Below are 24,109 nucleotides of genomic sequence, written 5' to 3' on the forward strand. Positions count from 1 at the left end.
TTATTTAAAATTCATAGGTCTACGAAAATTTCGTTTAATATAAGGCTACTCTTTACGAATCCCTACTTTTCTACTTTTTTTATTTACAAATAGGCAAGAGTTGGAATAATTTATTGATTCTCCCTAGATTGGATGAAAAATCAACAACCATGAAAAAATTTTATATCGGAATTTTATTTGTTGGGGCAATGTCCATCTTTGCCTCTTGTAACCAAGAAAAAGAAGAGGAGAAAATTGTGGAGGAAATTCAAGAAATAGAACAAACACCTATGCAACCAGATTCAGTACTCAGACATGTTGTTATGTTTGGTTTTAAAGAAGAAACCAGTCCTGAGAAAATTCAGGAAGTTATTGATGCTTTCGCAGCATTGCCAAGTAAGATTGAACAGATCAAAGGCTTTGAATGGGGAACAAATAACAGTCCTGAAAACTTAAATGACGGACTGACACATGCATTTACACTTACTTTCCATTCGGAAGAAGATCGTGCGATCTATTTACCACATCCTGATCACAAAGCTTTTGGAGAAGTGTTAGGAAACAGCCTTTCAAAAGTGGTTGTAGTGGATTATTGGACTCATTAATTATTGATCATAGGGCAAAGCGGATCCTTCCGTTTTGCCTGAATCATCAATTGTAAGAACCTCAGTAACGACAAAATTGCTCGTGCCACGCCAAGGCAGCATACCGTTAAATTCTTTGTATCTAAGCTCCACAAACTTACCTGAGGCTCTTTCTAATTTTTCAGCGACTTCTTCATTTTCTACACTGAATCTAAATTCATTGCTTTGTAAGCCTCCTGCTGTTGGACTTTGGAAACCCTCCTGAACCACTCTGCCTTCATAGGTTTTGAATATCACACCTTTTTTGACGAAGTAATTTAAACTTCCGGCTTTTACGCCTTCACCAAAAACGAAGTAAAACTTCCACCAAAAAAAGATTAGGAAAATTACTAAGGCACTGATGCCAAGGATCCATGCGAATTTCTTCATGATAGACTTTTCAAAGATTTTATAAATATAGAAAGTGGAAAAGGAATTTTGACTCGAAAATGGAATATTTGATCATTCCACTTTTCCATTTTTTCTTTTATTACGGTTTGAATTCCATACTTCAAACTAGTAGAAATAGTTTTTTTGGAAACAATTTGCTCTTTTGGCGATCCAATCAATTTAGAATATATAGCAGTCTTTCAGCATGGCCAAATATTCTACCAGTAAGGGTTTTTCTATATACTCGATCACTGAATGATACTTAATCGCTTTTTTCTTGTCCTCAGTATTTACAGAAGACGATATTAAGATCACCTTAAATCTTTTTGGGAGATTTAATGATTCCAAATAGTCCAATACTCCCCATCCATCCATGCCTTCCATATAGATATCTAAAAAAATCAAAAGGTTATTATTAGAATCCAGGTGTTTTTGCTTGATATAGTCGATGGCCTCCTCTCCGCTGGAAACACAAATTGGCCCAAAATGAAATTTAGATTTTTCAGCTATTTTCTTATGCAAAAACTGAAAGTACTGATCATCATCTACTATTAAAAGGTCAAAATTCATAGATCAATTCTCCTATTAAAGTGGTGATAATTAATGTGTTGAGGAAATAGAATAAACAATTATTTCTAGGTCAATGGTTGGCTAAGTTTAAATATAACTTATTCGAAACTACAAACTTTGTCTCTTCAAAGTGCCCCAAAATAGGTAAAATTCCCATTAATATAATTATATGACTTCATTGAAAAGAATAAAAAGATCTTGAAAAAAAATCAAGTCTGATTTTTATACCTTTAATTTATTGGTGGTTTAACGAATTTATAAAAACCAGATGACCCAATAGTTTAAAAAAATATGAGACTAGAACTAGGTTTAAAAAAAAGCCCGGTCAACCCGGGCTTTCACTTTCACTGATCACAATTTACTAATCTACCAACCACAAATAGTCTCCGTAACCAGCTGCTTCCATTTCACTTTTTGGGATGAATTTCATCGCAGCGGAATTCATACAATATCTAAGGTTTGTAGGGTTTGGACCATCGTAGAAAACATGTCCTACATGGCTGTCCCCCAATTTACTTCTTACTTCTACTCTGGTCATTCCAGCAGATTTGTCTACTGGCTTTTCCAATGCTCTGGCATCAATTGGCTTAGTAAAACTTGGCCATCCTGATCCTGATTCATATTTATCTTTTGAACTGAAAAGAGGAGCACCTGTCACGATGTCTACATAAATCCCAGGTTCTTTATTTCCATTGTATTCATTTTGGAAAGCATATTCTGTCGCCTCCTCCATAGTCACTTCATACTGAAGATCCGTCAATTTGCTTTTTAATTCGGCTTTGGAAGGAGCAGGGTATTTTTTCTCCGATAATTCAGGCCAATGTGCCTTGATGAATGCATCTCTACCACTTCCATTTCTGTAAGCATAATATTCCTTTGGATTCTTCTTATAATAATCCTGATGGTAATCCTCTGCAGGATAGAAAGTAGTGTATTTGATAATAGGTGTGGCAACCGGCTTTTCAAATTTCCCGGATGAATCAAGGAGTTTCTTAGACTCCTCAGCTACTTTTTTCTGCTCAGCATCGTGGTAGAAAATTGCGGATTCGTATTGAGAACCCCTGTCGTAGAATGATCCGCCTACATCTGTTGGGTCAAAGGTTTGCCAGAATATATCGACCAATTCAGAGTAACTGATTACTTCTGGATCAAATGCGATCTGTACGGATTCACGATGAGATGTTTTTCCGCTACTAACTTCCCCATAAGTTGGGTCTTTTTCTTTACCTCCAGCATATCCGGATGTAACTGCGATAACTCCATCAATTCCTTCAAATGGAGCTTCCACGCACCAAAAACAACCTCCTGCAAATGTTGCCAGTTCGGTTTTGCCTTTGTATTGCGCCACCTTTTCCATGTCGTTGTTGGTGCTTTCTTTACTTTCTGCCGGAGAATTGCCACAGGCAGCCAGCATGAGAGCAAACCCTGCAGCTAGAAATTTTGATGACATATTTGTTATGAATTTCATGTTTACTTGGATGATTTTTACTTTGAATTTGAAATCTTCTGATCTCTGAATTTAAAACCAATATTTTTTAGATACTGTTTTGCTAAATCGCAATTATCTCAAAATTTAAGGCTCTAGCTTCAAATACGGAATAGTTTAGCCGATGGATGTGTCGTGAATAAGACATTTCGGGGAGAAATTGCATTTATTAGAGCAGAAGTAGAGATAATCTGATTTAATCCACCATCGGTTACAGCGAAAAATCATTTTGCTATATATTCACGGCTATTAAAATTTTGAGTAGCGGATTTATGAGAAAATTGATTTGGTTGATTCCAGTACTGACTTTCTTTTTTGGAAGTTGTACCAAGGAGGAATCAGACCCTTTTGCAACTACTAAACCGGATGAGAGTAGATTTACAAAAGTAACACTGGTAGAAGGTTTAAATGAACCGATGGAGCTGGAGGTTTTGGAAAATAAGGATGTGCTTTTTATCGAAAGGGCCGGAAAAATCCGATTATATAAAAATGAAACTGGGGAATTGGTCGAGGCTGGATTTTTGGATGTTTATCCCGAGCGTGAAGATGGCTTGATGGGATTGGCAAAAGATCCAGATTTCAAAAATAACCATTGGATTTATCTCTACTATGCTCCTGCAAATACCTCTGTCAATCGACTTTCGCGATTCGAATTTAGAAATGATGTAGTCGATCTTTCTTCAGAAAAAATTCTTTTGGACGTACCTGTTTACAGGGATTGCTGTCACTCAGGTGGCTCTCTGGAATTTGATCGTCATGGCAATCTTTTCTTGTCTTTAGGAGATGATTCTACACCTTTTGAATCCAGTAATTTTAATCCAATTGATGAGCGTACATTTCGTGCGGAAAACGTAGATGCGCAGCGATCTTCTGGCAATGCCAATGATTTAAGAGGTTCTATTATCCGTATTCACCCAGAAGCAGATGGTACTTATACCATACCAGAAGGGAATTTATTTCCCGCAGGAACTGAAGGGACAAGGCCTGAGATTTATGTGATGGGAAACAGAAATCCGTTCAGAATCGCCATTGACCCACATAATGACAATCTTTTTTGGGGAGAAGTTGGTCCTGATGCTGCGGAGAATGATTCACTTAGAGGACCAAAAGGTCACGATGAATATAATTTGGCTACTAAACCAGGCTTTTTTGGCTGGCCATATTTTGTGGGCGACAACAAGGCTTATTGGAAGTTTGATTTCGAAAAGGAAGAATCGCTCTTCCAATTTGACCCAAATGCACCTTTGAATACCTCCCCAAGAAATACAGGAATTCAAAATCTTCCTCCAGCTCAAAAGCCATTGATCTGGTATCCCTATGATGAATCCATTGAGTTTCCGATGCTCGGTACTGGCGGAAGAAATGCGATGGCAGGCCCTGTTTATTATAGAGAGGATTATGAGGATAGTGAAGTGAGATTTCCGGGATATTACAATGGGAAGTCTATCTTTTACGACTGGATGAGAAATTGGATTTTCATGGTTTCTTTGACAGAAAATAATGAGCTGGATACCTTGGAGCAGTTTATGCCAAACACTGTTTTCGATAAGCCTGTAGATATGCAATATGGGCCGGATGGAGCCTTATATATTTTGGAATACGGAACCTTCTGGCGTTCCCAAAATGATAATTCTGGTTTATACAGAATTGAGTTTGCAGCAGGAAACAGGAAGCCAAACGTGAAGATGGCTGCAAATAAAAGAAATGGTGCAAGCCCTCTGACTGTGGAGTTTTCTTCCGAAGGAACAAAGGACTTGGACCAAGGAGATCAGCTGGAATATCTTTGGGATTTTGGTGGTTTGGCTAGCTCAAAAGAAAAAAATCCAAATTTTACTTTTGACAATCCAGGAGTTTATCCAGTTACCTTGACAGTTAAAGACCAAGCTGGTGCTCTTTCCGAAAGTAAAATGGAAATTCAAGTTGGTAATGAATCTCCAAAAGTTGAAATTAACTGGAAAGGGAATCGCAGTTTTTATTTTCCTGAGGAAACTGTTGCCTATGAAGTAGTGATTCAGGATGAAGAAGATTCTGAAATTCTGGATTCAAATATTGACTTCAGTATTGATTTTATGGAAGGTGGGTACGATGTTATCCAAACGGGTCCTGAGGAGGAAATGCTGAGTATGGGAGAAACGCTCATCAATCAGGCAGGATGTAAAGGATGTCACGGTATATCCAATAAATCAGTGGGGCCCAGTTATACAGAGGTGTCAAAAAAATATCTAAACGACCCAGAAGCCAAGAATTATCTAATCAACAAGGTGACAAATGGTGGATCTGGAGTTTGGGGAGATACCCAAATGCCAGGGCATGTACACCTTCCGAAACAGGAGATTGAAGAAATGGTAGATTTCATCTTGTCGATTTCCAATCCTTCATTGAATAAAAGGGTTTTACCATTATCCGGTTCCTATACCTTGGATCAACCTGCAATGAATGGAGGTTATTATCTGGTTCAAGCATCCTATGAAGATCAAGGAGCTAATGGCATTCAACCGAAAAAGACTGTCGAACAGATTATTTTGAGAAATACAGAGATTTCTCCAACAATTGCAGACCTGTTTCAGGATGTTGCTAAATCGAATGAGAACAATTCTCATTTTGTTAAATACACCGAGAAAAATGCCTATTTCGTCTTTAAAGATCTGGATCTAAGTTCGATAAAGTCAATTGACATGGAATTGGACCCGGGAAATCTGGCTGCCAAAATAGAAATTAGAAAAAGTGGGCCAACTGGAGAATTGATTGGTGAAACAAAGCTTCTGGATAAAAATGATAGAAAAGGGAAGGAAAACTGGTTTGAAGTGAACATTCCGATCCAGAAAACTACCGAACCATCAGATATTTATTTTGTAATTCAGACAGACCAGGGAATTTCTATCTGGAATACATTCAATGTAAATTCACTTCATTTTAAAAGGTGAGTTTTGAATAATCTGACTAAAGAAAAAATGCCAGCCTATTATTTCAAGGCTGGCATTTTTATTTCAATAAATCTCAATCAAAACTGACAAGATCAATCTGATGGAATTTCAAAGTCACTTCTAAGCAGAGTTTTCTTCAAACGTCCTACGAGAAAAAATTGAGACTCATTTATCTTACTCAATTTTTAAAAACTCTCTGAAATACTTCTGGAGACTGAGATAATTTTCCTGATCCAATTTACCGTGTGAAATTGCTATTTCTACATGTTCGGCAATCTCATTAAATGGGTACGTATCTTTTAACTGCTCATGATCATCGAGCCATTTTTTAAGCAGGTTCAGTTCGTATTTATTAATATCTCCATCCGCCATGATGCCATAGCAGATACCTTGTAAAAAGTGCAAGGAGGCTTTTGAGGGATCGCTCTCCTCAAATTTTGGAGCATATTTCTCGAGAACCTTTTTGATTTCATAGATTTCCTCAGAACCTAATTGACCGGTTTTAATGATATTTCTAACCTCTTCATGGAAAGTTAAAAATGGTTCTTTTTCACAAAGTCCATCGTGGGTTTGGCACCAGGATTTCATTGCATCAAATTCACTTTTAGTAATCCTGCCATCCATCGAGATACCATTGACAAGACCATTTAAATTATGAAAAGCTATTTGGGTTTGGGTGATGATATTTTCTTCCATATCCTCTTTATTTTTTGTAATAAGTTACAAATACTTGAATTACAATAAAATACCCAGTACGGGGTATTTTATGTATATAAAAGCTAGAGGGGAGGAAAATGTTATTTTTTTGTTTTCGCAAATGCCCGTACCGGGAAAGTGCCAACTCCTTTGAATTTAGGTGGTGCAGCTGTAAAGGTGAAATCCTCATCTGGAAGTAGGTGGAGATTGTTCATGTGCTCGACTATTAGAATCTCAGCTCCTAGCAAAGTGGTATGTGCTGGCCTGCTGTTTCTCCGGGTATCATCGATGTTATGGGAATCTATTCCAACTAACTTCACTCCACAATCCCTTAAATATTCTGCTGCTTTTTGAGTGAGAAATGGATGGTTTTCATAATATGCTTCTGTATTCCAATGCTTACTCCAATTCGTCTGAATCAATACAGCTCTGTTTCTGATTTCATAATTCTCCAGATGAGTTTCTCTGATTTCTAGGGTTTTATTATATGGAATCCGGATCACGATTCCTTCCAGATCTACAAATTGTTCCAAGGTAATTTCTGAGGTGTCTTTGCCATTCTCAAAACGGTGAAATGGACAATCTAAATAAGTGCCTGTATTGGCTACCATTTCAATTTTTCCGATCTGAAATTCCGTTCCTACCTCATAAAACTTTCTGGACTCTTCTCTACTCAAATAATCACAGACAATAGGCGCGGGGAGTCCTTTATATGTCACTAAACCATCTTCAATTGTATGACTCAGATCAATTAATAACCCATTTGATTTTTGCTTTTCAATTTCTTTTCGTTTATGAGCTTCCTCAAAAATCACTTTGTTGGAAATAATGGTTTTTCCGACCATCAGCAGCCTCATATCTGAAATGATATAATCAGCCAATTCTTTATCAGAAATGTTGTCTCCGTGGATATCCAGTCTGAAGTCTTCTCCTTTGATATTTCCTCCATTGGTGAAGTGAATCTCAAAGTCAAACTTTACTCTTTTTTGCATCTTGAAAGGGTGGAAATTGGAAAGATTAAAGAAAAGAAAATCTGGATAAAATCTGACGATTCCTTTACCTGAAATTCAGTGAGAAAACGGTTTTCTCTCCTGGAATGGAAGTGACCTGCAAGCTTCCCTTATGTAGGTTCATGATCTGTCTCGAAATGGCCAAACCAATTCCAGAACCTGTTTTTTTGGTGGTGTAGAAAGGAACAAAAATGCGCTCCAATGCTTCTGGAATAATTCCTGGTCCATGATCTTCTACCCGCAAAACTGTTCCCATATCTCCTTGGGAAATAGCAGAAAGCCAAATTGTTCGATCGGCTTGATTTTGAAGAGATTCGCTGGCGTTCTTTACCAAATTGATCAGGATCATGGTGATTTGGTCCGGATCACAATGGATTTCCAAATCATTCGGAAGTATGTTAGTTTCTATTTTGACCTCAGAAAACTTCAAATCCTCTTTCATCAAGATCAATACATTTTCAAAGAGAGATTTGACTGTGGTAAACTCCTTTTTAGGCACAGGGATATTGGTGTAATCTCTATAGGCATTCACAAAATTCACCAATCCTTTGCTTCTATTAGCAATGGTTTCTAAACCCTCCTGTATATCTTGGTACCCATCTCTTTTGATCAGGAATCCTTCTTTTTGTACATAAGAATCTTCTTCCAAAATGGTGCTTAAAGAATCCACCAAACTGGAAATAGGCGTGATGGAATTCATGATTTCATGCCTCAAAACCTTTGTCAGATTCTGCCAAGCCTCCAATTCATTGGATTGAAGTTCCGCATTGATATTTTGTAATGAAAGCAAGGTCCAGCTCTGGCCACCCATTTTTAGAGAGGTGGACTGTATAATTAAATGCAGAGATGGATTGACTTTGTACGAAAGCCTTTGACCCGGTTTCATTTCCATCACCTGTTCTAAAAGGGCAGGGGATAGCTTACCTAAATCAGAAATATCCCTGAATTGAGGAATCTGAAGTAAGTGCTTTGCAGCATTATTGATTACCCCGATTTTTCCTTCAGAATTAAAAGAAATTATACCCGAATTGATATGCTGGATGATGACCTGTAGAAAAAGCATTTGCTCTTCCTTTTCGGCCCGCGTTTGCTTAAACACATTCATCACCTCGTTAAAAGCAATATTGACTTCACGGAAAGAACCGCCCATTTGACTGTCTGAAGTAAATGAACTGGAGAAATCCGTGAATCGGATGGAATCCAAAAATCTTGCAAGCTTATGATTGATCGAGTTGACATAATAAATCAACTCGCCAATCTGGATGAAGGCGATAAATGCCAAAATTCCAGGAGCCAGCCACAATTCCTGATTGTAATAAAGCCAAAGGCCTAAGTACAAATTCAGGACAATTAATAATGTCCTGAACCCAACTCCAAAAGAGAACCGCTTATAAACCATATTTTTCTAATCTTCTGTAAAGTGAAGATCGGGTCAAGCCTAATTCCTCAGCAGCTCTAGTGATATGACCATTGTGTTTCTGTAGGGCTTTTCTGATCAGAATACGCTCCACATCTTCAATATTCAGATGCTCCAGACTCACAGATTCATCTTTCTGCTCTGGCTGCTGCATCTTTTGCAGGAATAAATCTTCCGGCTGCAAAACATTGTGGTTACTCATGATGACAGCCCGCTCGATGCTGTGCTGAAGTTCACGGATATTTCCAGGCCAATGATATTTCATCATTCTTTTGATAAGAGGTTCAGAAGCCTTTCTGACATCCTTGTTGTATTTTTTAGAATAGAAAGAGATGAAATGGTTGGCAAGCAAAAGTATATCGTCTGCTCTTTCTCTCAATGGTGGTAACTGAATCTCAATGGTATTGATTCGGTACAGCAAATCCTGACGGAAACCATTTTCATAAACCATATTATGAATCGGCATATTGGTAGCAGAAATCAATCGGATATTGACATCCACTGCTCTGTTTGCACCAACCCTGGTGACCTGTCTATTTTGAAGGACAGCTAGCAATTTAGCCTGTAGTGGAAGTGGAAGGTTTCCGATTTCATCCAAGAAAAGCGTTCCTTTATGTGCTTGTTCAAATCTACCCGCACGGTCTTCTTTGGCATCGGTAAATGAACCTTTCTTATGTCCAAAGAGCTCAGATTCAAAAAGGGATTGGGTAATCGAACCCAGATCTACGCCGACAAATGCTTCTTTGTTTCTTCGGCTATGTCTGTGAATAGCTCTCGCTATCAATTCTTTCCCGGTTCCGTTTTCTCCCAAAATCAACACATTGGCATCAGTAGATGCAACACGTTCTATCGTTTCATAGACTTTTTGCATGGCTGGACTTTGTCCGATGATATCAGCAAATTTCCGATCTATGTCCTCTTGCATGGTGAGCTTTTGATCTTTCAGCAAGTCCACCTCCAGTTTTTTCTGCCTTAATTTCAAAGCTGAATTTAAGGTTGCGAGTAGTCTTTCGTTTTCCCAAGGCTTCAGAACAAAATCCGTAGCTCCCTCTTTAATGGCCCGAACAGCCAGGTTAACGTCCCCGTAAGCAGTAATCAAAACTACTACCGCAGAGGGATCTAGTTCCAAAATTCTGTCCAGCCAATAAAAACCTTCTTGTCCGGAACTTACATCTTTGGTGAAATTCATATCGAGCATGATCACATCATACTGCTCGTTATGAGTTAAAATGGGAAGTAGGTCTGGGTTTGTCTCGGTATCTACCTGTGCAAAGTGCCTCTTTAGAAAAATTTTGGCTGCCTTTAGTAGATCTTCATTATCATCTATAATGAGAATTTTACCGATTTTTTGCTCGCTCATTGAATAGTTAGTTTTTTTTAATAGTTGAAAAAGACTTTCTGCCTTCTCAAATAATGCTTGCTCCTTGTTCCAAAAGCATACCGAATTATTCTTTTCTATTAAAATCAAATCAAATACAGCCTTATGCTTAAAATTAAGGCTTTTTGTCCGATTGACTAATTAGGAAAAGCATTCCAATAAGATAAGAAAGATGAGCGGGTTTTGTTCGCCTGCGAACAAAAATGTTCGGGACTTTAGATTCCGAATTTCTTCAAACCTCCAATTAAGGCCGTAGAACGCCGTTTTTTTGATGGCATACCATTTGGCATAATGGGTATCAGCCTAAAAAGGCAGAAACACACAATGGATAGAAAAATACAAAAGAAGACCTGGACGCCCAGGAAGATTGCTTGGATTGTCGGCGGAGTAGTTTTAGTCGCCGGAATTATTTATCAAATCGGATTTGCCGATCACCGATCTACTATGAATGTAGAGCAGGATCGTCTCAGTATTGCGACTGTCAGTACCGGAGAATTTACCGATTACATTTTGGTTTCCGGTCAGATCGAACCTGCCCAGACTTTCTTCCTCGATGCAGTTGAAGGAGGGATGGTCGCAGAGATCGTCAGAGAATCGGGAGCTTTGGTGGATGTAGGAGATACGATATTGATCATGGCCAATTCCAATCTCCAGTTGGATGTGATGCAGCGTGAAACCATGCTGTATGAGCAAATCAACAACCTGCGCCAGACTCGTCTTTTCTTAGATCAAAATGATTTGAGTCAACAGGGTCAATTAGCAGAGATCGATTATCAGATCAGCCTTTTGGAACCTCAATACAAAAGATTCAAAGAGCTTCATGAGAAAAAGCTGGTTTCTGACCGCGAATTCGAAGAAGTGAAAGAGCAATATGAATACAATCTGAAAAGAAAGGAATTGACCTATGCATCCTATAGAAGTGATTCTATCGCCAGATCTTACCAATTGGCTCAGTTGCGCCAGTCAGAAAGCAGAATGAATGCTTCTCTGAATGGGGTAGGCCAGATTTTGAATAACCTCGTGATCAAAGCTCCAATCGCAGGACAGCTTGCGATGGAACAAATTGAAGTTGGTCAGGCAATCAATTCAGGAGAGCGTTATGGTCAGATTGACGTGCTGGATGAATTTAAAGTGAGAGTACCAATTGATGAATTGTACCTTCCTAGAATCGGGCAAGGTCTGAGAGGTAAATTCACTTTGAGCGGAGTAGACCATGAATTGGAAATCATGAAAATCTATCCGACGATTACAAATGGTCGATTTGAAGTGGATATGAAATTCACCGGAGAAAGCCCAAAAGGTATCCGTCGTGGACAAAGTGTGAGAATTCGACTTGAATTGGGAGATAGCGAGCAGAGCCTGCTTTTACCAACTGGAGGATTCTTTAAAGATACGGGGGGTAACTGGGTATTTGTCTTGAACTCTACTGGAAATGCTGAAAAGAGAAATATCAGATTGGGTAGAAAAAATCCAGAATACTATGAAGTCTTGGATGGCTTGGTAGAAGGAGAAAGAGTGATTGTCTCAGGATATGAGAATTTCGGTGACAATGAAGTGCTGGAGTTGAAGTAGAGGGAAGACTGGAGACGGAAGACAGGGGACTGAAGATGGGAGACAAAGTCAGAATTCAAAGGCAGATGATAAAAAATTGAGAAGAGTTTAGAAGTATGAAGATAAAATTAGATGGAATATAGGAATAGCTTCAAGTTCGAAAAACTTATTATTTGGCAAAAGGCAATGGAACTTGGAGAGCAGGTTCACGTCATTTGCAAAAACTTTCCAAAAGACGAATTATTCAATCTTTCTTCTCAATTTAAAAGAGCTACGGATTCGATCGCATTAAATATTTCCGAGGGTGCTATTCTTCAAAGTAACCTGGAGCAAAAGAAGTTTATAGGATATGCAATTAGGTCTTTAGCAGAAGTAATAACCTGCTTATACAAAGCTATTAACAGGAAATACCTGAATGATTCTGTTTTTGATAAAATGTATAAGGACTGTCAAGATTTAATGAACATGATGATCGCATTTAGAAAAAACATAAAATAAATAGTGGAATCGGCTCTTCGGTCTGCTGTCTTCAGTCTTCCGTCCTCGTTAAAAAAAATCAAAATATTGAAATTCAAAAAATATAAATAAACAAAAACACACCATGACCAACGTAATCAAAACCGTCAATCTTAGGAAAATGTATGCGACCGAAGAGGTAGAAACTACTGCTTTGGACAGCATCCAGATCGAAATCAAAAAAGGCGAATTTGTAGCCATTATGGGACCTTCAGGATGTGGTAAGTCCACATTATTGAATATCCTGGGTCTTCTGGATAACCCAGATGCCGGAGAGTACTTTTTCCTGGATCAGGAAGTTGCTAAGTTTTCAGAAAGACAGCGTTCTTCATTGAGAAAAGGGAATATTGGATTTGTCTTCCAGAGCTTTAATCTGATTGATGAATTGACAGTGTTTGAAAACGTTGAACTTCCACTTTTGTATCTGAAAATCCCTTCTGACGAGCGCAAAACCCGAGTAGAAGAGGTACTTACCAGAATGAATATCATGCACAGAAGAAATCACTTCCCACAGCAGCTTTCCGGTGGTCAGCAGCAGCGTGTGGCGATCGCCAGAGCTATTGTAGCAAAGCCTTCTGTGATCCTTGCCGATGAGCCTACAGGTAACTTGGATTCCACTAACGGTGAAGAAGTAATGAGACTTTTGGAAGAACTGAACAACGAAGGAACCACTATCGTGATGGTGACTCACTCTCCTCATGATGCCAACTATGCCCACAGAACGATCAACTTGTTTGATGGTAAAGTGGTGACTGAGAATATCAGGGAGCAGTTTCATGTTTAATTAGTTGGAAGTAGGAAGAATGGAAGTAGGAAGTTTTTTCCTTCTTCCATTCAATGCTAGAGCAATTATTTATGGATTTTAAATTTGAAAAATTACGTATCTGGCAATCTTCCATGAAATTTGGTGAGGAGGTTTTTGAATTATCGAAAAGCTTTCCCACAGATGAAAAATTTAATTTAACCTCACAAATAAGAAGAGCGGTTGATTCAATTGCTCTGAATATTGCTGAAGGTGCAACAGGAAATTCACAAGCAGAATTCAAGAAGTTTATTGGCTATTCACTTCGTTCAATAGCTGAGGTAGTTACCTGTCTTCATAAAGCAAAATTAAGAAAATACGTATCTGAGGATCAGTTTAACGAGCATTATAAAAATGCTTTTGATTTAATGAACAGTATTGCTGCTTTTAGGAAAACCCTAGTTTAACTTCCAACTTCCAACTTCCCACTTCCCTCTCCCTATGCTCCGCCTCCAGATACTCCTCACATATAGTTTTCCGTCTTCTGGGTGATCGGACTAAAACCAATCTATTTTCCTAATCTTCTTCGTGTTTGATGTCATCAAAACCAAGGTTAATAAGCCAATAGGCTTTGCCCGAAAGCGAACGTTTCTGTACGAACTTAGAGAGATAAAAAATTGAAAATTAGCTTTCTGGCTTCCAGAGAGCTTTTTTTAAATGGCATAAATCCTGAATAGCTAATGGAACACCTTGATAGCCAATCTTAATTTCGTATTCTCAGTCTGTGTCTCATAGACCGAAAAATCAGTGATTTATGGGATATAGGCCACGGGAAAATTGAATACTGTTGCAACCTTTCTCATAGGTGAAGCATCTTATTAAAGTTGGGTTAACAGCCAGGCAGAGGCTTTACCCAATCTAAACCACTAACGCTATGTTTGAAAACTATATCAAAATTGCCATCAGGAACTTAAAAAAGCATAAGTTCTACACCTTCATAAATATCCTTGGATTGTCTGTCGGTGTGGCTGTTTGTATGATCATCTCACTTTTTGTGATCAATGAGCTGTCCTATGATAAGCATTTTAAGGATGCAGATCAGATTTATAGAATACATGCTGACATCATTTTTGGAGGCAATCACTGGGACATGATCCAGGCTCCCGCACCGATGGTAGAGGCATTGCCAGCGGAGTTTCCAGAAGTGGAATATGCAGTGAATTTTAGGCAGAGGGGATCTTATCTGGTCAAAAGAGTGGATCAAAACATCAAGGAAAATAATGTGATCTGGGCCAGCAAGGACTTTTTTAATGTGTTCGGAACTCCACTTTTGGAAGGAAATCCGGAAGGGGTTTTAGCCGAGCCAAATACCATGGCAATCAGTAAATCGGCAGCAGAGAAATATTTTCCCGGAGAAAGCGCATTGGGTAAGTCTTTAATTCTAGACAATGACATGGATTTCAGGATTACAGGAATCTATGAGGACATTCCCCAAAACACCCATTTCCATTTTGACTTTCTGCTTTCTATGGAAGGCCTGTCTGAAGCACAAACCACTTCTTGGCTTAGTAACAATTTTCAGACTTACATGAAATTAAGGAAAGGTTCAGATCCAAAGGCATTTAATGAAAAAATGGCTTCCCTTGTCAAAAAGAATATTGAACCTGAACTGGGAAAAATATTTGGTGAGGGTGCGACTATGGACGCTATGTTGGCAAATGGTGGTAAGATGGAATATGAGGTTCAACCTTTGTTGGATATCCACTTGAAAAGTGATCTTATGGGAGAGTTTGAACCCAATTTTAACATCACCTACATCTATTTATTTATAGCCATTGCCTTGTTTATTTTGGTGATTGCCTGCATCAACTTTATGAATTTATCCACGGCAAGATCCTCCAATCGTGCCAAGGAAGTTGGTATCAGAAAAGTAATGGGGTCTTTCCGTTCGCACTTGATCCGTCAGTTTTTGATGGAGTCCATGCTTCTGAGTTTGATTTCCTTCCTTATCGCAATTCCAATTGTTGCATTTTTACTTCCGGTATTTAATGACTTGGCGGGAAGAACTCTTTCAGTTCCGTTTTCACAGATTGGTTTCTATGGAATTTTAATTCTTGGGGCCATCGGAACAGGTCTCTTGGCTGGGACATATCCATCCTTTTTCTTATCCGGATTTAAGCCTGTCAGCATCCTAAAAGGTAAAGTTTCCACAGGAATGAAAAGTGGGCTGATCCGAAGTTCTCTGGTAGTATTTCAGTTTTCTATTTCGATCATTTTGATCATCGCAACCATCGCTGTATTCAATCAGCTGAACTTTATCCAAAACAAAAAGATCGGATTCAGCAAAGAACAGGTGATTACAGTTGAGGATATTTATGCTTTAGGAGATCAGGCAGAAGCATTTAAAGCTGCAGTATTGGCCAATAGCATGATGGAAAGTGGGACTATTTCCGGATACCTTCCAGTGTCAGGAACCTATAGAAGTGATACACCTTGGTGGGCGGAAGGAAAGGATCCAAAGCAAACCGAAAACATGGTTTCCATCCAAAACTGGAGAGTGGATTATGATTACATCAAAACCCTGGGAATGGAGATTGTCGAGGGTAGAGATTTTTCACTAGAGTATCCTTCTGATTCCAGTGCCGTGATTCTTAATGAAACAGCTTTGGCCAATTTCAATTTTGAGGGAGATCCATTGGGTCAGAAAATCTACACCATGGCTGGAGACAATGAAAATTTGGATATGCAAAATCTTCAGAGTAAAACCGTAGTGGGTGTAGTGAAAAACTTCAATTTCGAATCCTTGAAAGAAAATATCGGAGCAGTCATGATTTTCATAAATGATGGACCTGAGGGTATTGCTTCTTTCCGTTTTAATGCCACGAATACTGATCAGGTAATAGAGTTTGTGGAAGCAACCTGGAATGAGTTTGCTCCAGGACAACCATTTACCTATTCCTTTTTAGATGATCGATTTGGTAATATGTACGCCTCAGAATCAAGACTTGGGAAAGTATTCGGAATCTTTGCCGGATTTGCAATCGTCATTGCCTGTTTGGGATTATTTGCTTTGACTGCCTTTACAGCAGAGCAAAGAACCAAAGAAATCGGTATTCGAAAAGTACTGGGTTCCAGTATTGGAAGCATTATCGTCTTGCTATCCAAAGAATTTGCAAAACTTGTCTTAATCGCATTTTTCATTGCATCCCCGATTGCTTGGTATGCCATGAGAAAATGGCTGGAAGATTATCAGTATAAGCAAGAGCTAGGTTGGCAGGTATTCTTGGGAGCAGGTGTTTTTGCAATTGTGATTGCTTTGCTCACGACGAGTTATCAATCAATTAAAGCGGCAACGGCCAATCCAGTCAACTCCTTGAAAAGCGAGTGATTGGATTTCGGATTTATGATTTCGTCATTGCCTGCCCTCCGGTAGGCGGGCGAGTGAGGAACGAGCGAAGCAATCTTGTGTTAGTTGGCTGGATTGCCACGCTCCGCAAGCTGCGCTCGCAATGACGGCAATTACAGAATCCTGCTCTTACAAAAAGATATATTTTGAAACGTAATTGCCTGCCCTCTTGTAGGCGGGCGAGACGAGGTACGAGTCGTGGCAATCTCAAGTCAGATGAATAAAGTCAGAAACCTGAATTAGCAGAGTAAACCTTTGAGGTTTTTAATACCTCGAAGGTTTTTCACTCTATGCAAATGGGTAAGGATATTAGGGTGGAATTACAAATTCCATCCAGTCCAAAAAACAATTTGACTACACCCAGATTGGGTAATTAAGAATCAGTTAAAATGATGATTTCCAGTTTTATTCAATTGACTTGATAGTTAAATCCAGTTTTCCTTTTACAAATGGACCAGCTTCTACTTTCCCTTTTGAATCGATGGCCGGTAAATAGATATTCTTTGATATAACCTCTCTCATCCTGAGAACCTGATCGAGCGTGAAGCTATTCTTGGCTCCGATATAATCCATATAATTGGTGGAATAAAATGGAATGTCATTGCAATAGATGGCAGGAGACTTGGCCAGGATGTTGCCCTGTTTCAGGTAGGACTCTGTGTCAGGTAATCCATCTCCATCTTTGCATGGTTCATATTCATCATTATTAAATATGTGGCGAAGGCCGAATAAATGACCCAGTTCATGGGTTAATGTCTTAGAGTTTCGATAGGAAGACATTCCAACAGCAGCCATGTAATTAAAAGAAAGCGGAGGGATTTGATCGGCTGGATATTCTCTGGGATAACTGGCAAAACCTCCAACTCCAGACAGCTCCATAAGGAACACATTGACGTATTTTTCCGGATCCCATAGATGTTCAAAAATAAATTCATTGGTTAGGTCTGTGTTAAAAGGGAATATTTCTTCATCAGTTTTAATACGGTGAATTCCAGGTTCTACTAACATGTTACCAAGCGTGTCTGTAAGTGCCAAGGTAAATTGGATTCCAGAATCGACTGTATTATGGCTTTTTCTGATTAGACTTTTATCATTTCTAAAGTGCCCATTTGTATCATCTAAAATTCCCTGAATTTCTTCAGATTGCACATCTCTGCTTTTTGGACCCTCTACTATATGAAAAATGATAGGCAGACTATAGATCATTGAAAAATCAGGCTTTTCTCTCGAGATAATATATTGTACCTCAGATTTCTTATCTCCCGAAACTACATAATAAGGAATGTTTCCCGTGCGGTTCACCAAAATGTCGATTGGATCGGAATATTCCATCCCATCATACCAGACTGAATACGGAGGATAAAAGTCTGCTTCAAATTCTTGTTCCTTGTAATTATAGATTCTGGGCTTCAAGTCAATTCTTGAAATTCCAGAAATGGCATATGGTGAAAAAGTAGAATCTCCCTGTGAAATTTCTATTCTTGAAATATATGTTCGGGTATTTACATCCATGACTTTTATCCGAAGTGTGTTGCTTTTAACACTGCCAACCTTCATATAAACAGAATATTCAGCTTCTTCGCTGGTGTCGATAACCAGATCTTTGCTGACCTTATCATTGATGTATATCACCCTTTTGGGAATTTCTTCCAAAGTAACTACTTCATCTATCCCATTCAAAAATTGAGGAAAAATCTTCAGAGTTTGTTCTTTAAAGGTGGTTGAGAATATCGAGTCAAATGCGGTGATTTTTATCCCGGCAACTTGACTGTTAAAAGCTTTTAGTTTTTCATCTTCTAAATTGCTGCAAGCGGAGATAGCTAAGAATGAAAAAATTAACAAGAATATTTCTAAGGTTCGTTTTGGGTTTTTCATTTTAATATTGTGGCCACGAAAAATTATTGAAAAAGCATTTTCAACTAAACGAAATATTCTTTCGGTCTGCAACAGGCGCTTTCTTGAAAATTGATCTTTGTCTGGATTATTTAAAAATTTTGTTTTGGGTAGAAGAAGACTTTCTGATTTGGTACGGTAGAGAAATTACTTTTTTATCAGAGAATACTTCAAATGGGTCACTTGATCTGAAGGGATGACTTCCATGATTTTCAGTTCATATTTGTCTTTGTCTATTCCTTCAAATAATCTGATTCCGCTGCCCAAGAAAACAGGGGCGATGTGAATGAAAAATTCATCAATCAAGCCAGCATTGAGAAATTGCTGAATGGTATTGGCTCCACCTTGGATTCTTACATCCTTTCCATTCGCAGATTTTAGAGCTTTCTCCAAAGCACTTTCGATTCCGTCATTGATAAAGTGAAAAGTAGTAGATCCTTCCTGTACCCAAGGTTCGCGCTTTTCATGTGTTAACACATAGACATCTGCTTTATAAAGGTCATTTGGCCAAACAACTTCCCCTTCCTCAAACATCCGTTTGCCCATAATAAATGCGCCCGTCCGGTCAATCGTTTCTCTGATAAATTTCCCATCCAGGCTATCCTCTTTACCCCCTTCTACTCCTAGGTATTCCCAAAAGGCCTTTTGCCGAAACATCCAGGAATGAATCTGTCCTGAAACGCCGCCCATTGGGTTTTGAGGACTTCTGTTATTACCTGCGAAAAAACCGTCTAGAGATATTCCACTATCAAAAATTATTTTGCTCATGGTTGATTTATTGATTTTGGTTTCAATTTAAATGAACTCGCTAATTCTCTATATAGAAATATTTCATCCCGCTACTTACCCTTGCGTTGTTGCAGGTTAAAAACTGTACCCGCCGGGTCTTGAATCCAATGCATGTTTTCTGGGAGTTCCTCCAGCTCATCACAGGTTTCCACACCATTGGCCAGTAAATAGTTGGTGGCTTCATTTACATCAGGCACGGTCAGTTGCAGCCATGTTTCCGAGTGCGTATAATTATCCACGCAGTCCAGCCAAATGACATTATTTCCAAATGAAACTTGATGCGTTCGGGAAACAGTCGGGTTTTCAATGGGTTTTTCTTCTACTTTTAAGCGCAAAATATCCCGATAAAAGGCAACGGTCTTTTCGTATTTACTCTTGGGGATTTTGATTGCGATATTAATTCCGGCTTCGAATTGAGGGTCCATTTTTGAGTATTTATGAAAATAAAAAATACAAGGTCAAAAGCTAATATAGAATATTATGATTATCCGTAATCTTACCAGTGAAAACTTTAGACTGCAAAAAAGAAGACTTGAAGTTCAGGTCTAGCTTGCTCCTGTCTTCGGTCTTCTTTCTTCCGTCTCTTCAATCAAAGAATTAAAGGGTGGTGGTGCAAAAGAGGATATTCATATAGAATATTTCATTCCAAGGTAGAAGCTCTAAACCAACGACTTTTTCTCACTCATCTTCTTGAAATTTATGAGTGTGTGATCAGGAAGTATGTTCAATTTTACACTCCTTTTATGAAAAAAAGGATTTTTCTAATTGAGATATTTTTACTACTACCATTGTTGAAATCGAATGCCAAGTTGTTTGTCTGTAATGGCAAATTCTCTGGCACCCCATGGTCTTAAAGTAATTTGGTTAAGATTTGGGTGCAAAAAATGAGGATTAGTAGAAGATACTTTGGCAAAAACTTCTTCTATATTATCTGTTACCAGTCTTAGCTCTGGATGATGCTCTTCTGCCAATTCCTTGTCTTGAAAAAGCATTAGACCGATCTGACCTTTTCTCAAAACACAATAAGGCTGGGATGTATAAAGGTCTTGATGGGCAACAGAAAATTCCAGACAGTTGACAAACATTTCCAATCCATCATTTAGGTCATGATAAAATACACTTGAAACTAATTTGGTGAAATTCATATAGTGGAATTGAGGGTTGATTCTTAATTAGGTATTTCTTTAGCTGTAGAATGAAGCAGACTGATTTTCCATTTTCCTTCTGTTTTACTCCAAATCTTAGATACATACTCGAAGGTTTTGGTTTTTTCATCTTTAGGATATTCCCAGGTTCTTACTGTATACCCTGAATCATCCGACAAGGGATAAATTTCCATCTTATCGACCGTATTTATTTCTTGGGCTTTTCCAAGTCGCGAAAAAGCAAAGGTCAAAAATAGGCTCAAGGCAAGAAATCGGATCGTTTTCATAAGGATTCGTTTCAGGATCACTACTTGTTGAAAAAGTTAAATATGCTTAGTCAAAAAGCTGTTTAATATAGTTCCTTATCCAAATAAGTGCAACTTAATTGATTATAGATCAATCTTCTATCTCCAGATTTCAGCTATGGGATTTCTGAATTTGATGAATGCTGAGGACTAAACAATTTGAAGAATTATAAATGTGAAAGCCTAGTTATAAACTATGACTTGCTGTAGCATATTGAAAGTGAAAGCAGCTATAACGGCTTCTACAATTTTCCTTCCTTTTTTGTGAAAAGATAAACCCTGGACTCCCCCGAGAGGTAAAACACTTCCTCGGAAGGATCTTGGAATTTATAAAACTGTCCCTTGACTGTTCCTTCCAAAATATTTTTCACCTCATCATATTTTGTAATATGATTATCCGCAATGGAGCCCGTAGTTAAAAAATCAGTTTAGAAAGTTGCGGATAATCGTCCACCGACGACAGTCCAGTGTCCACAGCATGTTGAAATATACTTAAAGACCTTTTTCCTTTTGATACTGGTAAGAAAGCGGACATACATATTTTGTAATAACCACATCAGTCCTGAATTCGGCTTTTTGAGGGTAAAGGCATATTTTTTTTGGTTTTTGAAATCCTCTATGCAACTATCTGTCGCAAAACTGCATCTAGTTTATTGAAAGCTAAACCGACTTTTTTCCGAAACCTAAACACCAACTAGTATGTGGGAAAATTATCTCAAAATCGCCATGCGCAATTTGAAGCGCAATAAAATCTATTCCGCCATCAATATTATCGGCTTAAGTTTGGGGATGGCAGCAAGTATTTTGATTTGCCTTTTTATACTGGATGAACTTAGCTATGACCAGTTTATTCCCGATGCAGATAGGATTTACCGGGCCAATGTCAGTGGGAAAATGAATGGGAATGAGTTTACCTCGGCTACCTCAGCCACGCCAATGGGACCCGCAATGGAAAACGAAATTGCGCAAGTAGAAGAAACAGTGCGTTTTGGAACGATGCGGACTTTCCCGCTTCGCGTAGAGGAAAAGGCTTTTACTGAACCAATTGTCTTGGTAGCGGATCCTAATTTTTTCAGTTTTTTCGGATTTCAATTGATCAAAGGAGATCCTAAAACTGCTCTTTCTGGCCCTGATAAAATTGTCCTTACCCAATCGGTGGCAGAGAAATATTTTGGAAAGGAAGACCCGGTTGGAAAAACGATTTATAGTGGATCCGAAAAGAAGCCTTTGGAAGTGACGGGACTGGTGGAGGATGTTCCCTTAAACTCTCATATAGATTTTGATGCGGTGATTTCAGGAGAAAATTGGTGGTTTTTTGACCAGGAAAACTGGACAAGTAATAATCTCTATACTTATTATAAAATCACGGAAGGAGCCAATCCTGCGGATATTGACAAAGGGCTCAATGGATTTGTGGTAAAATATGTTGGGGATGAGATTCAGAAGTATCTTGGTATATCTTTAGATGCTTTCAAAGAGCAAGGGAATGCCTATGGAATTCAAACCATGCCTCTTCGGGATATTTATTTGAAATCTGATTTAGATGAAGAAATCAAAGCTACCGGAAACATGCAATACCTGTATTTATTCGGAGGGATTGCTGTTTTTATTTTGCTGATCGCTTGTATCAACTTTATGAATTTGTCTACCGCCCGATCTGCAAATCGTGCCAAAGAAGTAGGAGTGAGAAAATCCATCGGGGCATATAAAAGCCGCTTGATCACTCAATTTTTGACAGAATCTATTTTAAACAGTGTCTTTGCTGGTCTGATTGCTCTAGGAATCATTTTGATCCTATTTCAACCTTTTAATGCAATTTCCGGGAAAGATATTGGCCTTGGTTTTCTTATCCAGCCTGAATTTATTTTCGGGTTTTTGGCCTTCATTCTTTTTATAGGTTTGGTGGCGGGATCTTATCCCGCTTTTTACCTTACCTCATTTTCCCCTGCTGCTGTTCTAAAAGGAAAAATCCGGGCAGGAGTAAAAAGATCCCATCTTCGAAGCAGCTTGGTAGTGTTTCAGTTCTTTATTTCTACCGTTTTGATCATCAGTAGCATGGTGGTTTACAAGCAGCTGGGTTATATGCAGGATAAGAACCTGGGTTTTGACAAGGAGAATGTTTTGTCCCTCTTACACATCCGGGCTTTAGGGAATAATAAGGAAGCCTTCAAACAGGATCTGATCAATCAGACAGGTTTTTCCAATGCAAGTTTTGCCAATTCTCTTCCTCCTAGAGTGTACTGGAATTCATTGATGAGAACCAAGGACAAACAACAGGATATACTTTGTTATATCAATGTGGTGGATGAGAATTTCCTAGAGACAATGGGTATGAAATTGGTTAGCGGTAGGTTCTTTTCGAAGGATATTCCTTCCGACACAGGGGCAGTCCTGGTCAATGAAACAGCATTTGCTCAAATGGGATGGACGGAACTTGATGGTAATCAAGCAGTGGGAGGATTTTGGGATGAAGATGGATCGATCACATATAGAACGGTGATTGGTATATTGAAAGATTACAATTACGAGAGCCTTCGGCAAAATGTCCGGCCATTGGTGATGATGAAAGGGACTCAAAATGATTTCAATGAAATAGCGATCAGAATCAATCCTGGTCAGATCTCCGAGAAACTGGATGTACTGGAACAGACCTGGAATAAACATGCAGATGGGGCACCTTTTGAATATTCCTTTTTGGATGCTGACTTTAATAACCTATTCCAAAAAGAACAGAAGATGGGTAATATCGTTTTGATCTTCACCTTTTTGGCGATTGGGATTGCCTGTTTGGGCTTATTTGGACTAGCAGCTTATACTACCGAGCAACGATCCAAAGAAATCAGTATCCGAAAAGCTCTTGGTGCCTCCATGGCCAACTTGGTGACTATTTTAAGCAAGGATTTTACCTATTTAGTGATTATTGCATTTATTCTGGCAGGACCACTTAGCTATTTCTTTTTGGAGAATTATTGGCTTCAGAATTTTGCCTACCGAACGGAGATTGATCTTTGGCTTATCCTGATGGCAGGAATGATTTCTATCCTGATTGCCTGGCTGACGGTAAGTTTTCAGAGTTTCAAAACCGCTGCTTCTAATCCGGTGGATTATCTGAAAAGTGAATAGGGTGAAATAATTGGTAGATACTTACTTCACCATATATGGACATGGTGTATTCTCCGATGATTGTCGGGGCAAAATACATTCAGACGAGGATTGCCAAGCTCCGCAAGCTGCGCTCCCAATAACGGTAATAACAGAATCCTGTCCTACAAAAAGATATATTTTGAAA

At 38.6% G+C, this 24,109-nt stretch carries 20 protein-coding genes; 8 read left to right on the plus strand and 12 right to left on the minus strand.

What is annotated here, in order from left to right; translation table 11 throughout:
* Positions 1-149 precede the first annotated feature (149 nt).
* Positions 150-584 carry a Dabb family protein gene (locus tag FHS59_RS15360; RefSeq protein ID WP_184496306.1) on the plus strand — a complete coding sequence of 145 codons (435 nt, stop codon included), beginning with the start codon at positions 150-152 and terminating at the stop codon, positions 582-584.
* Here FHS59_RS15360 and FHS59_RS15365 read toward each other — a convergent pair whose 3' ends face one another.
* The 3 genes from FHS59_RS15365 to msrA form a co-directional block, all read right to left on the minus strand.
* A complete protein-coding gene (locus tag FHS59_RS15365) occupies positions 585-992 on the minus strand; it encodes a hypothetical protein (RefSeq protein WP_184496307.1) in 408 nt (135 codons plus the stop codon).
* A 180-nt stretch (positions 993-1,172) separates the two neighbouring features.
* Positions 1,173-1,562 carry a response regulator gene (locus FHS59_RS15370; protein WP_184496308.1) on the minus strand — a complete coding sequence of 130 codons (390 nt, stop codon included), beginning with the start codon at positions 1,560-1,562 and terminating at the stop codon, positions 1,173-1,175.
* 361 nt (positions 1,563-1,923) lie between these two features.
* Entirely contained in the window at positions 1,924-3,030 is a 1,107-nt protein-coding gene (gene msrA, locus FHS59_RS15375; RefSeq protein ID WP_246388484.1) for a peptide-methionine (S)-S-oxide reductase MsrA, read from the minus strand.
* A 290-nt stretch (positions 3,031-3,320) separates the two neighbouring features.
* Between msrA and FHS59_RS15380 the strand changes: the two genes are divergently transcribed.
* Entirely contained in the window at positions 3,321-5,972 is a 2,652-nt protein-coding gene (locus FHS59_RS15380; RefSeq protein WP_184496309.1) for a PQQ-dependent sugar dehydrogenase, read from the plus strand.
* A gap of 174 nt (positions 5,973-6,146) precedes the next feature.
* Here the strand turns inward: FHS59_RS15380 and FHS59_RS15385 are convergent, their stop codons facing one another.
* The 4 genes from FHS59_RS15385 to FHS59_RS15400 all read right to left on the minus strand — a co-directional run bounded on the left by FHS59_RS15385 (position 6,147) and on the right by FHS59_RS15400 (position 10,455).
* Positions 6,147-6,668, minus strand: coding sequence for a TerB family tellurite resistance protein (locus FHS59_RS15385; RefSeq protein ID WP_184496310.1), 522 nt, complete (start codon positions 6,666-6,668; stop codon positions 6,147-6,149).
* Positions 6,669-6,769: 101 nt separating this feature from the next.
* Complete coding sequence (locus FHS59_RS15390) at positions 6,770-7,660, minus strand: cyclase family protein (RefSeq protein ID WP_184496311.1); 891 nt, start codon at positions 7,658-7,660, stop codon at positions 6,770-6,772.
* 64 nt (positions 7,661-7,724) lie between these two features.
* Positions 7,725-9,077, minus strand: coding sequence for a sensor histidine kinase (locus FHS59_RS15395; protein ID WP_184496312.1), 1,353 nt, complete (start codon positions 9,075-9,077; stop codon positions 7,725-7,727).
* Positions 9,067-10,455, minus strand: a complete 1,389-nt coding sequence (locus FHS59_RS15400; RefSeq protein ID WP_184496313.1) for a sigma-54-dependent transcriptional regulator — start codon at positions 10,453-10,455, stop codon at positions 9,067-9,069. Before FHS59_RS15400 ends, FHS59_RS15395 begins: the two co-directional genes overlap by 11 nt.
* A 342-nt stretch (positions 10,456-10,797) precedes the next feature.
* Here FHS59_RS15400 and FHS59_RS15405 point away from each other — a divergent pair, with 342 nt between their 5' ends.
* The 5 genes from FHS59_RS15405 to FHS59_RS15425 all read left to right on the plus strand — a co-directional run bounded on the left by FHS59_RS15405 (position 10,798) and on the right by FHS59_RS15425 (position 16,670).
* Positions 10,798-12,045: an efflux RND transporter periplasmic adaptor subunit gene (locus FHS59_RS15405; RefSeq protein ID WP_184496314.1), complete on the plus strand. Its 1,248-nt coding sequence runs from the start codon at positions 10,798-10,800 to the stop codon at positions 12,043-12,045.
* Between the two features lie 111 nt (positions 12,046-12,156).
* Positions 12,157-12,522 (plus strand): four helix bundle protein, encoded by a 366-nt coding sequence (locus FHS59_RS15410; RefSeq protein ID WP_184496315.1) that lies wholly within the window; start codon positions 12,157-12,159, stop codon positions 12,520-12,522.
* Between the two features lie 103 nt (positions 12,523-12,625).
* On the plus strand, positions 12,626-13,324 hold the full coding sequence (locus FHS59_RS15415; RefSeq protein ID WP_184496316.1) for an ABC transporter ATP-binding protein: 699 nt from the start codon (positions 12,626-12,628) through the stop codon (positions 13,322-13,324).
* 53 nt (positions 13,325-13,377) lie between these two features.
* Positions 13,378-13,749 carry a four helix bundle protein gene (locus FHS59_RS15420; RefSeq protein WP_246388485.1) on the plus strand — a complete coding sequence of 124 codons (372 nt, stop codon included), beginning with the start codon at positions 13,378-13,380 and terminating at the stop codon, positions 13,747-13,749.
* A gap of 467 nt (positions 13,750-14,216) precedes the next feature.
* Complete coding sequence (locus FHS59_RS15425; protein WP_184496317.1) at positions 14,217-16,670, plus strand: ABC transporter permease; 2,454 nt, start codon at positions 14,217-14,219, stop codon at positions 16,668-16,670.
* A gap of 423 nt (positions 16,671-17,093) precedes the next feature.
* Here FHS59_RS15425 and FHS59_RS15430 read toward each other — a convergent pair whose 3' ends face one another.
* The 5 genes from FHS59_RS15430 to FHS59_RS15450 all read right to left on the minus strand — a co-directional run bounded on the left by FHS59_RS15430 (position 17,094) and on the right by FHS59_RS15450 (position 20,802).
* Positions 17,094-18,563, minus strand: a complete 1,470-nt coding sequence (locus FHS59_RS15430) for a M43 family zinc metalloprotease (protein ID WP_184496318.1) — start codon at positions 18,561-18,563, stop codon at positions 17,094-17,096.
* A 165-nt stretch (positions 18,564-18,728) separates the two neighbouring features.
* Positions 18,729-19,349, minus strand: coding sequence for a dihydrofolate reductase family protein (locus FHS59_RS15435; RefSeq protein ID WP_184496319.1), 621 nt, complete (start codon positions 19,347-19,349; stop codon positions 18,729-18,731).
* A gap of 71 nt (positions 19,350-19,420) precedes the next feature.
* The gene (locus tag FHS59_RS15440; protein WP_184496320.1) at positions 19,421-19,795 is read right to left on the minus strand and encodes a VOC family protein; all 375 of its coding nucleotides are present in this window, start codon (positions 19,793-19,795) and stop codon (positions 19,421-19,423) included.
* Between the two features lie 357 nt (positions 19,796-20,152).
* A complete protein-coding gene (locus tag FHS59_RS15445; protein WP_184496321.1) occupies positions 20,153-20,515 on the minus strand; it encodes a VOC family protein in 363 nt (120 codons plus the stop codon).
* A gap of 23 nt (positions 20,516-20,538) precedes the next feature.
* On the minus strand, positions 20,539-20,802 hold the full coding sequence (locus FHS59_RS15450; protein ID WP_184496322.1) for a hypothetical protein: 264 nt from the start codon (positions 20,800-20,802) through the stop codon (positions 20,539-20,541).
* Positions 20,803-21,519: 717 nt separating this feature from the next.
* Here FHS59_RS15450 and FHS59_RS15455 point away from each other — a divergent pair.
* The gene (locus FHS59_RS15455; protein WP_184496323.1) at positions 21,520-23,943 is read left to right on the plus strand and encodes an ABC transporter permease; all 2,424 of its coding nucleotides are present in this window, start codon (positions 21,520-21,522) and stop codon (positions 23,941-23,943) included.
* Positions 23,944-24,109: the final 166 nt, after the last annotated feature.

Origin of the sequence: Algoriphagus iocasae, from assembly GCF_014206875.1 — a bacterium.
In the GTDB taxonomy this organism is placed as follows: Bacteria; Bacteroidota; Bacteroidia; order Cytophagales; family Cyclobacteriaceae; genus Algoriphagus; species Algoriphagus iocasae.

Coding starts and splice junctions, on each gene's coding strand:
- FHS59_RS15435 (WP_184496319.1), bottom strand. CDS start 19,349: ATGAGCAAAATAATTTTTGATAGTGGAATATCTCTAGACGGTTTTTTC.
- FHS59_RS15410 (WP_184496315.1), top strand. CDS start 12,157: ATGGAATATAGGAATAGCTTCAAGTTCGAAAAACTTATTATTTGGCAA.
- FHS59_RS15450 (WP_184496322.1), bottom strand. CDS start 20,802: ATGAAAACGATCCGATTTCTTGCCTTGAGCCTATTTTTGACCTTTGCT.
- FHS59_RS15415 (WP_184496316.1), top strand. CDS start 12,626: ATGACCAACGTAATCAAAACCGTCAATCTTAGGAAAATGTATGCGACC.
- FHS59_RS15360 (WP_184496306.1), top strand. CDS start 150: ATGAAAAAATTTTATATCGGAATTTTATTTGTTGGGGCAATGTCCATC.
- FHS59_RS15425 (WP_184496317.1), top strand. CDS start 14,217: ATGTTTGAAAACTATATCAAAATTGCCATCAGGAACTTAAAAAAGCAT.
- FHS59_RS15365 (WP_184496307.1), bottom strand. CDS start 992: ATGAAGAAATTCGCATGGATCCTTGGCATCAGTGCCTTAGTAATTTTC.
- FHS59_RS15455 (WP_184496323.1), top strand. CDS start 21,520: ATGTGGGAAAATTATCTCAAAATCGCCATGCGCAATTTGAAGCGCAAT.
- msrA (WP_246388484.1), bottom strand. CDS start 3,030: ATGAAATTCATAACAAATATGTCATCAAAATTTCTAGCTGCAGGGTTT.
- FHS59_RS15370 (WP_184496308.1), bottom strand. CDS start 1,562: ATGAATTTTGACCTTTTAATAGTAGATGATGATCAGTACTTTCAGTTT.
- FHS59_RS15445 (WP_184496321.1), bottom strand. CDS start 20,515: ATGAATTTCACCAAATTAGTTTCAAGTGTATTTTATCATGACCTAAAT.
- FHS59_RS15380 (WP_184496309.1), top strand. CDS start 3,321: ATGAGAAAATTGATTTGGTTGATTCCAGTACTGACTTTCTTTTTTGGA.
- FHS59_RS15405 (WP_184496314.1), top strand. CDS start 10,798: ATGGATAGAAAAATACAAAAGAAGACCTGGACGCCCAGGAAGATTGCT.
- FHS59_RS15440 (WP_184496320.1), bottom strand. CDS start 19,795: ATGGACCCTCAATTCGAAGCCGGAATTAATATCGCAATCAAAATCCCC.
- FHS59_RS15385 (WP_184496310.1), bottom strand. CDS start 6,668: ATGGAAGAAAATATCATCACCCAAACCCAAATAGCTTTTCATAATTTA.
- FHS59_RS15390 (WP_184496311.1), bottom strand. CDS start 7,660: ATGCAAAAAAGAGTAAAGTTTGACTTTGAGATTCACTTCACCAATGGA.
- FHS59_RS15420 (WP_246388485.1), top strand. CDS start 13,378: ATGCTAGAGCAATTATTTATGGATTTTAAATTTGAAAAATTACGTATC.
- FHS59_RS15395 (WP_184496312.1), bottom strand. CDS start 9,077: ATGGTTTATAAGCGGTTCTCTTTTGGAGTTGGGTTCAGGACATTATTA.
- FHS59_RS15400 (WP_184496313.1), bottom strand. CDS start 10,455: ATGAGCGAGCAAAAAATCGGTAAAATTCTCATTATAGATGATAATGAA.
- FHS59_RS15430 (WP_184496318.1), bottom strand. CDS start 18,563: ATGAAAAACCCAAAACGAACCTTAGAAATATTCTTGTTAATTTTTTCA.